The 12852-nt window shown below is 48.8% G+C and carries 18 protein-coding genes and 1 tRNA gene; 11 read left to right on the top strand and 8 right to left on the bottom strand.

The genetic code is table 11. The annotated features are described in order from the left end of the window. The first annotated feature begins 133 nt into the window (after positions 1 to 133). Entirely contained in the window at positions 134 to 1159 is a 1026-nt protein-coding gene (locus tag R6242_RS09590) for a phage late control D family protein (RefSeq protein WP_318426222.1), read from the top strand. A gap of 63 nt (positions 1160 to 1222) precedes the next feature. Here the strand turns inward: R6242_RS09590 and R6242_RS09585 are convergent, their stop codons facing one another. Further along, positions 1223 to 1621 (bottom strand): type II toxin-antitoxin system HicB family antitoxin, encoded by a 399-nt coding sequence (locus R6242_RS09585; RefSeq protein ID WP_318426221.1) that lies wholly within the window; start codon positions 1619 to 1621, stop codon positions 1223 to 1225. A gap of 35 nt (positions 1622 to 1656) precedes the next feature. After that, on the bottom strand, positions 1657 to 1839 hold the full coding sequence (locus R6242_RS09580; protein ID WP_318426220.1) for a type II toxin-antitoxin system HicA family toxin: 183 nt from the start codon (positions 1837 to 1839) through the stop codon (positions 1657 to 1659). Positions 1840 to 1939: 100 nt separating this feature from the next. Here R6242_RS09580 and R6242_RS09575 point away from each other — a divergent pair, with 100 nt between their 5' ends. After that, positions 1940 to 2308: an HTH domain-containing protein gene (locus tag R6242_RS09575; RefSeq protein WP_318426219.1), complete on the top strand. Its 369-nt coding sequence runs from the start codon at positions 1940 to 1942 to the stop codon at positions 2306 to 2308. Positions 2309 to 2367: 59 nt separating this feature from the next. Here R6242_RS09575 and R6242_RS09570 read toward each other — a convergent pair whose 3' ends face one another. Together R6242_RS09570 and R6242_RS09565 are read right to left on the bottom strand one after the other, a co-directional pair. Beyond that, positions 2368 to 2622 (bottom strand): hypothetical protein, encoded by a 255-nt coding sequence (locus R6242_RS09570; RefSeq protein WP_318426218.1) that lies wholly within the window; start codon positions 2620 to 2622, stop codon positions 2368 to 2370. 128 nt (positions 2623 to 2750) lie between these two features. Next, on the bottom strand, positions 2751 to 3227 hold the full coding sequence (locus R6242_RS09565) for a helix-turn-helix transcriptional regulator (protein ID WP_318426217.1): 477 nt from the start codon (positions 3225 to 3227) through the stop codon (positions 2751 to 2753). A gap of 86 nt (positions 3228 to 3313) precedes the next feature. On the opposite strand from R6242_RS09565, the gene R6242_RS09560 reads away from it, so the two are divergent. The 9 genes from R6242_RS09560 to R6242_RS09520 all read left to right on the top strand — a co-directional run bounded on the left by R6242_RS09560 (position 3314) and on the right by R6242_RS09520 (position 9629). Then, a complete protein-coding gene (locus R6242_RS09560; RefSeq protein ID WP_318426216.1) occupies positions 3314 to 3550 on the top strand; it encodes a hypothetical protein in 237 nt (78 codons plus the stop codon). A 59-nt stretch (positions 3551 to 3609) separates the two neighbouring features. Further along, complete coding sequence (locus tag R6242_RS09555; protein ID WP_318426215.1) at positions 3610 to 3939, top strand: hypothetical protein; 330 nt, start codon at positions 3610 to 3612, stop codon at positions 3937 to 3939. Continuing rightward, entirely contained in the window at positions 3930 to 4181 is a 252-nt protein-coding gene (locus R6242_RS09550; RefSeq protein ID WP_318426214.1) for a hypothetical protein, read from the top strand. Before R6242_RS09555 ends, R6242_RS09550 begins: the two co-directional genes overlap by 10 nt. Positions 4182 to 4265: 84 nt before the next feature. Then, a complete protein-coding gene (locus tag R6242_RS09545; RefSeq protein WP_318426213.1) occupies positions 4266 to 4757 on the top strand; it encodes a hypothetical protein in 492 nt (163 codons plus the stop codon). Beyond that, positions 4757 to 6631, top strand: coding sequence for a replication endonuclease (locus R6242_RS09540; protein WP_318426212.1), 1875 nt, complete (start codon positions 4757 to 4759; stop codon positions 6629 to 6631). The genes R6242_RS09545 and R6242_RS09540 overlap by 1 nt, the downstream gene beginning before the upstream one ends. A 69-nt stretch (positions 6632 to 6700) precedes the next feature. Next, positions 6701 to 6952 carry a hypothetical protein gene (locus tag R6242_RS09535; protein WP_318426211.1) on the top strand — a complete coding sequence of 84 codons (252 nt, stop codon included), beginning with the start codon at positions 6701 to 6703 and terminating at the stop codon, positions 6950 to 6952. Continuing rightward, positions 6874 to 8016, top strand: a complete 1143-nt coding sequence (locus tag R6242_RS09530; protein ID WP_412099885.1) for a DNA cytosine methyltransferase — start codon at positions 6874 to 6876, stop codon at positions 8014 to 8016. The genes R6242_RS09535 and R6242_RS09530 overlap by 79 nt, the downstream gene beginning before the upstream one ends. Beyond that, on the top strand, positions 8016 to 8231 hold the full coding sequence (locus R6242_RS09525; RefSeq protein WP_318426209.1) for a hypothetical protein: 216 nt from the start codon (positions 8016 to 8018) through the stop codon (positions 8229 to 8231). Before R6242_RS09530 ends, R6242_RS09525 begins: the two co-directional genes overlap by 1 nt. Before the next feature lie 234 nt (positions 8232 to 8465). Next, positions 8466 to 9629, top strand: coding sequence for a tyrosine-type recombinase/integrase (locus tag R6242_RS09520; protein WP_318426208.1), 1164 nt, complete (start codon positions 8466 to 8468; stop codon positions 9627 to 9629). A gap of 28 nt (positions 9630 to 9657) precedes the next feature. On the opposite strand, the gene R6242_RS09515 is transcribed toward R6242_RS09520, so the two are convergent. The 4 genes from R6242_RS09515 to pheT all read right to left on the bottom strand — a co-directional run bounded on the left by R6242_RS09515 (position 9658) and on the right by pheT (position 12806). Then, positions 9658 to 9734 (bottom strand) — tRNA-Pro (locus R6242_RS09515). 39 nt (positions 9735 to 9773) lie between these two features. Next, positions 9774 to 10139 carry a MerR family transcriptional regulator gene (locus tag R6242_RS09510; RefSeq protein ID WP_318426207.1) on the bottom strand — a complete coding sequence of 122 codons (366 nt, stop codon included), beginning with the start codon at positions 10137 to 10139 and terminating at the stop codon, positions 9774 to 9776. Beyond that, positions 10105 to 10422 carry an integration host factor subunit alpha gene (locus R6242_RS09505; RefSeq protein WP_046352592.1) on the bottom strand — a complete coding sequence of 106 codons (318 nt, stop codon included), beginning with the start codon at positions 10420 to 10422 and terminating at the stop codon, positions 10105 to 10107. Before R6242_RS09505 ends, R6242_RS09510 begins: the two co-directional genes overlap by 35 nt. A 29-nt stretch (positions 10423 to 10451) precedes the next feature. After that, positions 10452 to 12806 carry a phenylalanine--tRNA ligase subunit beta gene (gene pheT / locus R6242_RS09500; RefSeq protein ID WP_318426206.1) on the bottom strand — a complete coding sequence of 785 codons (2355 nt, stop codon included), beginning with the start codon at positions 12804 to 12806 and terminating at the stop codon, positions 10452 to 10454. Positions 12807 to 12852: the final 46 nt, after the last annotated feature.

Raw genomic sequence — 12852 nt, 5'->3', positions numbered from 1 at the left:
TTAGAAAGCTATTTAGGCTGGCGGCGATGGTTAGACCGTGCAGGCAAAAATATCACAGCAAAATCAGGGATTGAGCAGGCGATAGGAAAAAATATCCTTTTCAACTATTAATGCAGACAGAGCCTTTAAAATCATGGTCGGCGCAAAGGATATTACTAAGCTGATCAACGATAGGCTGGTATCAATTAGCCTGACAGACAATCGCGGCTTTGAAGCAGATCAACTGGATTTAGTGCTGGACGATAGCGACGGCCTGCTAGAGATTCCGCCACGCGGTGCCATCGTTACCGTATCGCTGGGCTGGTCGGATAGCGGCTTAGTCGATAAGGGCCAATATACGGTGGATGAAGTCGAGCACAGCGGCGCACCGGATCAGCTTACCATTCGCGCCCGTAGTGCCGATTTACGCGCTGGCCTATCGGTAAAAAAAGAAAGATCGTGGCATAAAACCACGCTGGGGCAGATTGTAGAAACCATCAGCAAGCAAAACAAGATTGAGCACAGCATCGGCCCCAGCCTAGCCAAGCAGGCTATCAGCCATATCGACCAAACCAATGAAAGCGACGCCAGCTTCTTAAGCCGCATCGCTAAAATGTTTGATGCCATTGCCACGGTAAAAAATAGCCGGCTGATCTTTATGAAAGCGGGCCAAGCCACCACCGCCAGCGGCAAACCGCTAGGCAAAGTGCAGATCACCCGCCAATCTGGCGACGGCCACCGCTTTGGTATTGCGGATCGAGGCGCGTATAGCGGCGTAAAAGCCACATGGCAAAACACCAAAACTGCCAAGAAAGAAACCACCACAGTAAAACGCAAACCAAGAAAGAAGAAAGCAGCAGGCCCAGGGCAAGGCGAAGTCATCCAGGGCGCGGACGATAACGTCAAAACCCTAAGACACGTTTACGCCAGCAAAACCAATGCAGAACGAGCCGCAAAAGCCGAATGGGAAAAACTGCAACGTGGCGTAGCGCAATTCTCCTTAACGCTAGCCTATGGCCGCCCCGAGTTGTTTCCAGAACTGCCCGCCAGCGTGTCAGGCTTTAAGCCCATCATCGACCAGCAAGACTGGATCATCACCCGCGTAGTGCATAGCTTAAGCGACAGCGGCTACACCACGGCTTTGGAGTTGGAAGTCAAAGCCAGCGAAGTGAGCGAGTAAACAAAAACGGCGGCCATCTGGCCGCCGTTGTTTTGTATGAATCATTTTACAACACTCAATAAATTAAGCGTGAGCTTCTCTGGCGATTTTTTCAATCGCAGCCTCTGCTAGCCAGCCACTACGGTTTTTAGTGCGGGCATCAATACGATGAATTAATAAGCCAGGTAAAGTCACATTGATTTTTTCAGCTTTACCTAAGTAGCGCGAGATATCCATCTCAACAACGCCCCATATAAAACCTGCATATTCTGGCTTACCAACATGAGCGGCAACCATGCTCCCTTCAGGGATTGCATCTTCATCTTCAGCTAGTCCTTCCAAGTGCAAAGAAATAGCCTCTTTCGCATTACTAATGGCCTCATCCAATGTTTCACCAGCCGAAAAGCAGCCAGGTAAATCAGGAACAATAACGCCAAATGCGTGCTGATCATCGCCTAACTCAATTGCAATGGGATAAAACATTTTTAGCTCCAATACTGTCAGGAAAAAAACCGGCCCTACTTCAGGCCAGCTTGTTTCTTAATACTGTTAATCGTTCCGATTGGTAAATCTTTCTTAGGGTGTGGAACAGTGACTCGCCCTTGCTTCGTTGGGTGTTTGTATTGATGATGGCTCCCCTTCGTTGCAACTTTGTACCAACCATCTGTCATCAGCAGTTTTATAAGTTCTGTACTCGTCATTCAACTGGCCTTCCTTGTTGCTGATAGAGTTACTATAACCCCAAAAAACAAACCAGTCAATAACTCCAGAGTTATACATATAAAAGGATTAAAGGTAGCGATGTTGATACCTCAAAATATGAAGACATTAACAATCACCATAATGGACAACGCGGAAGTCACGCGCCGCGCCATTGCTGCAATGAATGGTGAAGTTCAAGGCGAGATTGTCGCCTTCAATAGTGCAGAAGAATTGTTTGATACTTTGGGCTGTGGCCGCTGGGCATTACTCCATGCCTTGCTTGAATCCGACAAGCTATCTGTGCGCGAGCTATCCAAAAAATTAGGTCGAGAGGTCAAAGCGGTACATCGAGATGCTACAAAGCTACGCGATGCGGGGATTATTGAAGCGGGAGAGGATGGCCGAGGCTTGTTCTGCGCTTTTGACAAAGTGCATGTTGATGCAACCGCTGCTCGATTAGTTGCCTGATTCGCATAACCAAAAATAACCAAGCCCCTGCCTATCAGGGGCTTTTGTTTGCCTACGACCTATACCGCAGCACTCGCATTGATTGTCAGTACCAGTGAGTCAACCTTTTGCTCTGTCATGGCGGGCTTGTCCTCTACTGAATACCGAACAGGCAGATAGTCCCTGCCTGTCACCACACCCAGCGCAAAAGACAGCAATATACAGGCGGCCAAGAGTAATCGGGGGGAGGCAGAGCGGTGAAAATGAGCATGATTAATCTGAATCCTTTTACTGGAAACAATAGCAACATCATCTGAAAAAAATTGATCTTTCATTTATATTTTAGCCATAAAAAAAATCTGCAAAATGCAGATTCGCCCCCCAATAAAAAAAGCAGCGTCCTATTTTAGGTCGCTGCTTTTTATGGTCTTTTGATGGCACAACTTATTGGGGTATCTCAGGGCTATTTCTTACCAAAATGGAAAACATGGTCGCCTTTAAATCCGCCTGATATGTTCTGGCCGACTTCACCATTAAAAATTTGGGTTGTAGTCGATTTAGGCTTCTTGCTGATAGGTGCTGCACCTGATAGCGCTGTAGCCGTCGTAAGAATAGCGGATTGCCCCTCTGCCGATGCAGAGCGAAATGCGGTAATCAGTTGCTGTTCTGGCTCAGGCAAGCTGGCCGAGCTACGCTGTCCCGTCACAATATAAAGAACATCAGCCCCTAAATCAGAAAATGGCAAAAGTACCGAAACAGGAGGATTCGTTTTATTCTTTTCGTAACCATAAAGCGAATCAACTGAGATGCCAAGCGCGTTTGCAGCCATTTCTTGGGACAAACCAAGGCGCTTTCTTTCCTCTTTAAGTCGCTCCGAAACCCCGAGCATTCTCTGCTTGGTGTTTGACAACTCCGATGATGTTACGGATAATCGATTCATAGATTCAGGCAAGTCGCTTAGTGACACTCTAAATAACCTTAATGGTAACTTAAACAATGATAGAAAACGAGGCAGGTGATCAGACGATGCCCAGAGCGCCGCGCGGCCTACTCAGCCGCCGAGGCATCAATTTACGATTAACAACTATTGAGCACCCCGTTGTGGGTTCTATCGCAAAGCAAGAATCAAGGTCTGTTGCTTCTATGTGCCGATTACTGATCTTAGAAGGCTTGGCTTATCGTGGGGTTGAAATCCCAGAGGAAGAGCTAAAAGACATAGAAGACATTGCACTTACCGAGATAGAACAAGCCGCTGTTGCTTAATGCGCGATTACGTTTCGTAGAGAAATATAAGCGCTTTACCCGACGAATGGTAGTCGTTTGTGGCTCTGCCTTTTGCTTTTGTAGTTTTTGTTAGCTTTGGAGTAATCATCATGGCGTTAGAAGTTTATTGCCCATTTTGCAATTCAGGAACCATTACACGATTAAGTACCAGAATGACTCCAGTGGCTACAAAAGCTCAAGTACAGTGTCGAAGCTGTCTTGCTCTCGTAGATGTGGTACTTCAAGTTAAAGCGGTATGGAAGTGTCGCGAAGAGAAAGATGCTGAACCTACGCATAATAAGCAAACAAATACTCGTCGCTATTGGCCTGCTGTTGCTTTCATTTTACTGATTAGTCTTATTGGATTAGGAGCAGCGACATGGCTGTAGAAATTCATTGCCCATACTGTAATTCTAAAACGCATACGCGAACCAGCGTCCGGATTACTCCAACAGCCACTACCGCCCAAATCGGCTGCCGAAGTTGCGGCGCTAGATTAAAAGTCGGTTTCCAGATCACCGAGGCAGAAATAGCCAACTACAACAAAGATCAGGAAGTCTTTAAATGGACGGAATTCCCACCGGCCAATGACGATAAGTTTAAGAAAGACCAGCTCTCCCTCGCGCTCTAAACCTCAGCAATAAAACCCCACATTCTGAAGCCTCCTGATGCCTGTTAAACAGCCATCAGGGCTTTGTTACGTCTGGATAAAACGATGGCCGCCACCGCAGAGCAATTAGCCCAACCCTTTACGCCAAGAGTCATCAATACATTGGAGCCTAAACGCTGCAATGCAAAGAAGATCAATCTTGATGTGCGTAGCCTTGAGTTGGCAAAAATGCAAACGCTTCTAAACTGCCAACCGGTGGCCGCGTGGGTTGCTATTCAACCCGAAACCATCCCCACATCAGACAAGCAAGCCGACTTACCGCTTAGCTCAGACAACCGCGCTTTACTCGCTCAAATACAGAATCTAGTCATTGAGTTTAATGCGCAGCTACGCCCACTGATCCAAGGCGCTACCTTCAGAAATATTGATGGTTTAAGCATGCTGCCCCTTACCCATTTATTGAATGCTTGCGGAGGTGGACTGGCTGAAATTAATCAGCGCTTTGATATAGACACCGCCGCCCGCATGAAGGCGCTACGCGCTTCACCACTCACTCGTGGCGAAGACCGCCGAGCACCACAGGCGATGGACGCGTAATGAGCGCCGCCGCACAAAGTCGCTGGCATCAGCAGGTTTACGCACAGCAAGCGCGTCAAGAAGCCGCCAATGTTGAAAAGCTTCTCATTGGCATGCCCGATCAGCTCAAGCACAGCTTGCGTAGTAAGTGGCGCAAATTAAGCAAAGCAGCGGGCCTCGCTGCTGTGCCCAACGCCAACGACTTTGTCCGCAAGTTTGCTAATAAATTACGCGCCACCTTGCTGCCAATTGAGTGCGACGACATCGAGCTGGGCGATATTGCCCGCAAGGCCGCAGAACAATGTGGCGATGTGGTGAGTAAGGCTAAAGCAGGCCGTAAAGACGATAGCTTGCTACGCCCCTATTTTATGCTTGAGGCGGTCAACATCGCTGCCGATCATGGGCTAGAACTCGATTTAAGCGGCATGGAGCCAGAGCAATTTGAGGCCATGACCAAGCGCTTATGCGATCCAACTTGGTGGCGTGGCCGTTTAAAACGTGCAGTGACGTTTACCGTAGAACATGCCCATATCAGGTTAGGCGATGTAGGTAAGCATCAAGATGCTTATGTCACAGCAGCCACCGCTTTACGCATCCGTATTCGTAATGAAAACAATAAAAAAGCACTGCAAAAGGCCGAAGCGACCAACGAGAAAGGCTTTACCGCCACGCTTGAAGAGCTAAGCCGTCGTGGTGTTTCTAATCCTGCTATTCGCCGCACTGAGCTAATGGTGCGGGTGCGCGGCATGGAAGAACTAGCCACCGAGCTGGGCATGCCTGGCTTCTTTGTCACATTAACTGCGCCGTCTAAATATCACGCTTGCAGCAAGAAATATAAAGCCTTTGGCGAGCCATCCCCACGCGATACCCATCAATATTTATGCAAATTGTGGGCCAATTTACGCGCCCTATGGAAGCACCGCGATTTATCCCCGTTTGGTATTCGTGTTGTCGAGCCACACGCCGACGGCACGCCGCATTGGCATTTGCTGCTGTGGTGCGAAGCCGACCGCGCCGATTTGATGCTGGCACTGTTTGAAGCCAAAGCGCTAGAAGAAGATGGCGACGAGGCAGGCGCTGATGAGCATCGCTTTACTATTGAAAACATCGACCCTAGCAAGGGTTCGGCGGTGGGTTATATCGCCAAGTATCTGTGCAAGAACATCGATGGCGCACATATGGATTTAGATTTTGAATCGGGTTACTCAGCCCCAATGGGTGCCGAGCTGGTTCGTGCCTGGGCAAGTGTCAACCGTATCCGCCAATTTCAAACCATTGGCCAGCCACCGGTCACGATGTGGCGCGAGCTGCGCAAAGCCGATTTATTCGAGCAAGAAAACCTCATTATCTTAAACGATTTGCACCGTGCTGCTGACGTGGGCGACTGGGCCAAGTTCGCTAAAGCATTTAAGCGTGTGCAGCACGGCTACAAGATTGGCTATGAAAATGCCTTAGTGCCGGATGAAAGCACCGGCGAACTCATCGACCCAGTTAACAAATACGGTGAAGTGCGCTCGATTGTCTCTGCCGTGGTGGTGCGTGCACCGAATGGCGTGATTGTTGAACGCATCAAAACCAAGTTACACGAATGGGACGTGAACTGGGGCCGTGACGACACGCTCAGCAAAGTCATAGAAAAGTCAGCCCTTGGTTTTGACTTGGCTGTTGATTCTCAGCGCAGCGGCGAAGCCGCGAGCACTTGGACTTGTGTAAATAACTGTTCGACCCCTGAACATAAAGCCGAATTTCAGAGGCTTACCGAGGTATTCCGCGCCGAAGATGCGGACTTTAAAGCAGAGTTTCCCGCTTTGATTGCAGCCGGTAGCTGGGGAATCAATGCCGAAGGCAAAACAGCATGGCTTCCCCCCGTATTTGATGAAGATTGGGGGGAGTAAGCAGCCTTGCATCTGTATTTGAATACGCAAAAACCAGCCGCAATAACCATCAATGAAAAGGAATTAACTATGAGCGACTCAATTGACCGCACATGTGATTTAGAAGAGAGGATGCGCAGCGATACCATCGCCCGCCATTTTGAAGCCGCCAAGCTTAGCCAAGACAAAACACCCCTGCCTAATGGTGAATGCCGCTGGTGCAGCGCTGTGGCCACAAACGACGCCGTCTTCTGCTGTGAGGAATGCGCCAAAGACTGGCAAGAACAAAACGCCAAGCGAATAAAAGCAAAGCAAATTGCAGGCATTACACATTATGGATAAGGAATATGAATGAGCTGGCTCTTTTCGCAGGCGCTGGTGGCGGAATACTCGGGGGTAAATTGCTCGGATGGCGCACTGTCTGCGCCGTTGAGCGTGATGCCTACGCCGCACAAGTTCTGGCGCAACGACAAAATGATGGCTGCCTCGCGCCTTTCCCAATTTGGTCTGACGTGTGTAGTTTTAACGGACGACCGTGGCAAGGAATTGTTGACGTCATATCTGGCGGATTCCCGTGCCAAGATATATCCGCAGCGGGATCTGGAACTGGAATTAATGGGGAACGGTCTGGACTCTGGCGAGAAATGGCACGAATTATCAGTGAAGTACGACCTAGCTTCGTCCTCGTGGAGAACTCACCAATGCTTGTTTCCAGAGGCCTTGCCTTGGTCATCAGTGATCTTGCCCAAATGGGGTATGACGCGCAATGGGGTTGTATATCAGCATCCGACCTTGATGCGCCCCATAAGCGAGACCGCATCTGGATTTTGGCCCACTCCAACAGTATGTGGAAATTACAATCTTCCGGGCAGCTCAAAGAATGCCGGCATGGGATTAGCAAGTGCAGTGAAAATGTGGAGCACCCCATCAGCAACCGACGGGACGAGGGGTGGAAAAATAACAGAGGGGATGAGCGGGACAAGCCTAGCTCAACAAGTAAATACACCTACAAAGTGGCCAACGCCACGCGTTTCAAGCAAGAACGGATCTGGGCCATCAAGAGTTGGCCATCGAATAGATCTTCAAACGGCGGTGAAAATGTGGCCTACACCAACCGCCAGCGATCATCACGACAGGGGGAATCTTTCCAACCCGTGCATCCAACGCCGAATAGCGATAAAAAAACAAATAGGCCTATCAATGTGTGTATCAGCAGAGAGTGGCCAACTGAACCCCGAGTGGGTCGAGTGGTTAATGGGCTGGCCTATCGGGTGGACAGAATTAAAGCCCTTGGGAATGGACAAGTTCCGAGAGTGGCAGCAACAGCACAACATATCTTAGGGCGTCCATATTTTAATGGTAAAGAACTCTTAGTAAAGCAATGCAAAGAAATAGCAGGTAGGTAATGGATATATTGCGAATAAAGGATCTAACCGAGAGCGGCCACTACTGGTGGCGTGCTCACCTAAAGCAGGAATGGCAGATTCTATATATCGCCAATCCAAAACGATTAACTTATGGCATGGCAGCTTTTGAATTCATCGGGCCAATACCCACACCAACACAAAATAATCAAAGGCAAGAAAATGCAGATACTGCCCAGGCTAATCAGAAAGCGTGATGCCCCAGCTTACTTGGGAATGGATGAACGAGAGTTCAATAAAAGCGTAGAGCCGCGTGTTCTAGCCGTCCCGATTGGCAACCAAGGGGTAGCCTTCGACAGGCTAGATTTAGATGAATGGGTCAAAGACTATAAGGCCTCATGCGGCTACCTAAAAATTGACGGCCAAAAAATACCCATGCAGACTGGCGATCGCAAAAGTGAGCCAGTTGATAAGCAAGCAAAGGAATCGACGTGGCAACAAAAGGGATTACAGGCCTCGTGCTCAGGTCGGGTACGTGGCACATCGATAAGCAAATCAAGGGGTACGGTCGACTTTGCGAAAGCACTGGAACAAGCAGCAAAGAAGAAGCGGAACGCTTCTTAATTCATCGCTTAGAAGGCTTACGCAAGTCGATTGTTTATGGCGAGCGCCAAGGCTGGATCTGGCGCGAAGCTGCAACTAAGTACCTTATTGATTTTGTAGACCAGCCGTCTATTAGTTTAACGGCATTGATCTTTTCACAACTTGATAGTTTTATCGGCGACTTGCCATTAAACAGAATCCACGATGGAACGCTGGGCGAATTCATTGCGGCCAGAAAAAAAGAAGTGGGTAACCGAACCATCAATATGGCAATTGAAAAAGTAATTCGTGTTTTAAACCTTGCTGCAAGAAAGTGGCGAGATGAGCAAGGGCTGACATGGCTCGAATCATCGCCGATGATTACCAAGCTGGATGAAAAAATAGATAAGCGCCAAGCCTACCCGCTTAATTTTGATGAGCAACGCTATTTGCTGCAAGAATTACCAGCACATCTTGAGAAAATGGCTTTGTTTAAAATGAATACAGGGACACGCGAGCAGGAGGTTACAAAACTGCGTTGGGAGTGGGAGATCAACATCCCAGAGCTAGAAGCCAGTGTTTTTGTAATACCGTGGAACTTTGGCGGACGATCAACAGCAAGGGGCGTTAAAAATGGTGAAGACCGCGTGGTAATCCTAAACGACGTAGCAAAAAGCGTCATTGAATCAATGCGAGGGATTAACGATGTTTATGTTTTTTCGTATAAAGGCGGCTGCTTAAACCGCATGAGCGACCATGCATGGCGAAAAGCACGCGTAAGAGCAGCCGAAAAGATGGCGCTCGAAACAGGAAGGTCGGTAAGTGAGGGATTTTCAAATGTAAGGGTGCATGACTTAAAGCACACATTCGGAAGAAGATTACGCGCCGCAGGTGTAAGCCACGAAGACCGACAAGTACTACTTGGCCACACCAACGGAAACGTAACAACACACTATTCAGCAGCAGAAATCGACCAACTAATCAAAGCAGCAAATACGGTCACGGACTTGATGTCCCGCAAAAGTCCCGCATTGACCTTAATTAGAAGCACTGCAAAAAGGAAAATAGCATGATAAAAACCTTATAAAACAAGACCTTAACTGGTCGGAATGAGAGGATTCGAACCTCCGACCCCTCGCACCCCATGCAAGTGCGCTACCGGGCTGCGCCACATTCCGAACTCAGGGACGCATTATATCTTACGGCCCCTTGCTTGGCTAGTCATCCAGCCACGCAAGTAGTGCTTCTAATTCATGACGCAATTCTGTCACTGTGGTGCCCTCACCTCTACTATCCCCTTCTGCTCGAAGTGTGGATAGTTGGTTGCGGGCACCGCTGATGGTAAAGCCTTGTTCATAAAGTAGTGAGCGGATTCGACGCACCAATAGTACTTCATGGTGCTGATAGTAACGCCGATTGCCGCGCCGCTTTACGGGCTTTAATTGCGTGAACTCCTGCTCCCAGTAACGCAGCACATGCGGTTTTACCCCGCACAGCTCGCTTACTTCACCAATGGTGAAGTAGCGTTTAGCTGGGATAGAGGGTAGATCACTGGTCGGTATGACGAGGCTGGTGCTTTGCATAGTGACTTTCGACCATTCCCTTCAGCTTTTGACTGGCGTGAAAGGTAACCACGCGCCGTGCGGAGATGGGGATTTCTTCGCCTGTTTTAGGATTGCGCCCAGGACGTTGTGGCTTGTCTCTGAGCTGAAAATTGCCAAAGCCGGAGAGTTTTACCGAATCGCCCTCAGAAAGGGACGTGCGGATTTCCTCGAAGAAGGCTTCGACCATGTCTTTCGCTTCACGCTTATTCAAGCCAACCTTATCGAACAACATATCCGCTAAGTCAGCTTTAGTAAGTGTCATCATAGTAGGGGGGGTATACTGCATTAGCATTAGACTCTCAACGTCGCACCGTTTACTTCAGCGGCACGGAGCATATCCGCGACAACGGCGTCGACTTCCTCATCAGTAAGAGTTTTGTGAGTATCTTGCATTAACATCTTGAAAGCAAGGCTTTTTTTACCCTCTGGAACGCCTTTTCCTCGGTAGACATCGAACACTTCCGATGCTATAAGGAGCGGGTTATTCAGATTGGTGAAGGCGGCTTGTAGTGTTGCCACAGACAAGCTTTCATCTACCAGCAAGGCAAGGTCACGGCGAACAACTTGTAGTTTGGATACAGGCTTCGCTGTAAGCTGTTCAACGCTTACAAGTGCAGCTACATCCAATTCAAACAAGACTGGCGCTGTGCCTAAATCGTACGATTGCACCCATTTAGGATGCAGCTCGCCAATCACACCAACCACGACGCCGTTTAACAACACTTCGGCAGCGCGGCCAGGATGTAGGGCTGGATGGTCGGCACGGCGGAATTCTGCTTGGCATGGAGCAAGCAATACTTCTACATCGGCTTTTACATCATAAAAATCAATTTGTTGCTTAGCGCTAGCCCACTGCTCTGCAGTGCGATGCCCCCAAGCTAAACCAGCTAGTTTTTCTGGCTGAGCGCTGGCGTCCTTGCCATGAAATACGCGAGCCAATTCAAACAGGCGTACACGCTCTTGCTTGCGTTTGATATTGCCTTGCAAGGCTGAGATCAAACCGCCAAATAGGCTAGAGCGCATTACACTCATTTGGCTGGAGATTGGGTTTAGCAATTTAATCGGGCTGGTATTACCCGCAAAATCTGCTTCCCATTTTTCTTCAACAAAGGCGTAGCTGATCGCTTCGAAATAATCTCGAGAAACCATTAATTTTTTCAAAGCAGAAGTTGCTCGAAGATTGCCCGGCTGCGGCAGCATCACCTGACGTGATGCAGATGGCGCAACGGGGATATTGTCGTAGCCAAATAGGCGGGCAATTTCTTCGATTAAATCTTCTTCAATCACAATATCGAAACGGAACGACGGCGGGGTTACGGTAATAACATCGCCTGCCACTGACGTTGGCAAGGCCAAACGTGCCAGCAGCGCAAGGATTTCATCAGCAGATAAAGAAATGCCCAACACCTTGGCCACGCGCGATACACGCAATGCCACAGCTGGGCGTGCTGGCAGCTCTGCCACAGCTTCTGTAACTGGGCCGGCTTCACCACCACAAATTTCAATAATCAGTTGGCTGGCACGCTCAAGCGCATTCAGCACATTAGCAAAATCAATGCCACGCTCAAAACGATGCGAGCTATCTGAGCTAAAACCAACGCGGCGTGAGCGCCCAGTAATGACACTAGGTGCAAAGAAGGCTGATTCTAAAAAGATATGGCGTGTGCCAGCGACTACAGCAGAATCTAAGCCGCCCATAATGCCAGCCAGCGCTAAAGGCTTCACGCTATCCGCAATCACCAGCATATCGGCTTCAAGCGTTAGCTCTTTTTCATTGAGCAGCGTAATCTTTTCGCCAGGCTTAGCAAAACGAGCCTGAATACCGCCTTCTAGCTTATCTGCATCAAAAGCATGCATAGGCTGACCAAGCTCTAGCAACACATAATTAGTTACATCAACAATCGCCGAGATCGAGCGTAAACCCGAACGCTCTAAGCGTTGTTTCATCCAATCTGGGGTAGCGGCAGCTTGGTTTACATTTTTGATCACACGACCAGCGTAGCGTGGGCAAGCGGCATCTGCATTTAATGCCACGGAGATCACGTCATCACAACAAGGTACGACTGCTGGTGTTTCCACAGATGTGAGAGCTGCATCCGTTAAAGCCGCCACTTCACGGGCAATGCCTTTAATGGATAAACAATCCGTGCGATTTGGCGTGAGCTTTAATGTCAGCAAGCGATCATTAAGCTGTAAATATTCGCGAATCGACATGCCAATAGGCGCATCGCTAGGCAAAATCATTAAGCCATCTACATCGCTGGGCATGCCTAATTCGTCACCCGAGCAGAGCATGCCAAAAGACTCAACCCCACGAACTTTAGCTTTTTTGATATTAAAATCGCCAGGCAAGGCCGCACCAACTCGGGCGCAAGGCACTTTAATACCTGGGGCCACATTCGGTGCGCCACATACAATTTGCAGTGGCTCAGCTTCACCCACATTTACAGTACAAACATTGAGTTTGTCAGCATTTTCATGCTTAGTAACAGACAGCACCTCTGCCACAAACACTTGAGTAAACTCAGGCGCTGCAGGGTCATTTTCTTCTACTTCTAAACCGGCCATCGTTAATAAATGCGCCAGTTGCTCAGAATTTAGTGCTGGGTTAACCCAGCTACGCAACCACTGTTCAGAAAATTTCATCACTCGCACCCACGACACGCGGAGAATTAAACATCCGCTAGAAAAA

The organism is Iodobacter sp. CM08, assembly GCF_033446605.1.
Lineage (GTDB): Bacteria > Pseudomonadota > Gammaproteobacteria > Burkholderiales > Chitinibacteraceae > Iodobacter.
The sequence above is the reverse complement of the archived record's forward strand: the minus strand, read 5'-3'. Positions and strand labels throughout refer to the sequence as shown.

Bases quoted from the DNA above. Each gene is read 5' to 3' on its own strand.
- R6242_RS09590 (WP_318426222.1), top strand. From the start codon at position 134: ATGGTCGGCGCAAAGGATATTACTAAGCTGATCAACGATAGGCTGGTA.
- R6242_RS09585 (WP_318426221.1), bottom strand. From the start codon at position 1,621: ATGTTTTATCCCATTGCAATTGAGTTAGGCGATGATCAGCACGCATTT.
- R6242_RS09580 (WP_318426220.1), bottom strand. From the start codon at position 1,839: ATGACGAGTACAGAACTTATAAAACTGCTGATGACAGATGGTTGGTAC.
- R6242_RS09575 (WP_318426219.1), top strand. From the start codon at position 1,940: ATGTTGATACCTCAAAATATGAAGACATTAACAATCACCATAATGGAC.
- R6242_RS09570 (WP_318426218.1), bottom strand. From the start codon at position 2,622: ATGAAAGATCAATTTTTTTCAGATGATGTTGCTATTGTTTCCAGTAAA.
- R6242_RS09565 (WP_318426217.1), bottom strand. From the start codon at position 3,227: ATGAATCGATTATCCGTAACATCATCGGAGTTGTCAAACACCAAGCAG.
- R6242_RS09560 (WP_318426216.1), top strand. From the start codon at position 3,314: ATGCCCAGAGCGCCGCGCGGCCTACTCAGCCGCCGAGGCATCAATTTA.
- R6242_RS09550 (WP_318426214.1), top strand. From the start codon at position 3,930: ATGGCTGTAGAAATTCATTGCCCATACTGTAATTCTAAAACGCATACG.
- R6242_RS09545 (WP_318426213.1), top strand. From the start codon at position 4,266: ATGGCCGCCACCGCAGAGCAATTAGCCCAACCCTTTACGCCAAGAGTC.
- R6242_RS09540 (WP_318426212.1), top strand. From the start codon at position 4,757: ATGAGCGCCGCCGCACAAAGTCGCTGGCATCAGCAGGTTTACGCACAG.
- R6242_RS09535 (WP_318426211.1), top strand. From the start codon at position 6,701: ATGAGCGACTCAATTGACCGCACATGTGATTTAGAAGAGAGGATGCGC.
- R6242_RS09530 (WP_412099885.1), top strand. From the start codon at position 6,874: ATGCGCCAAAGACTGGCAAGAACAAAACGCCAAGCGAATAAAAGCAAA.
- R6242_RS09525 (WP_318426209.1), top strand. From the start codon at position 8,016: ATGGATATATTGCGAATAAAGGATCTAACCGAGAGCGGCCACTACTGG.
- R6242_RS09510 (WP_318426207.1), bottom strand. From the start codon at position 10,139: ATGCAAAGCACCAGCCTCGTCATACCGACCAGTGATCTACCCTCTATC.
- R6242_RS09505 (WP_046352592.1), bottom strand. From the start codon at position 10,422: ATGACACTTACTAAAGCTGACTTAGCGGATATGTTGTTCGATAAGGTT.
- pheT (WP_318426206.1), bottom strand. From the start codon at position 12,806: ATGAAATTTTCTGAACAGTGGTTGCGTAGCTGGGTTAACCCAGCACTA.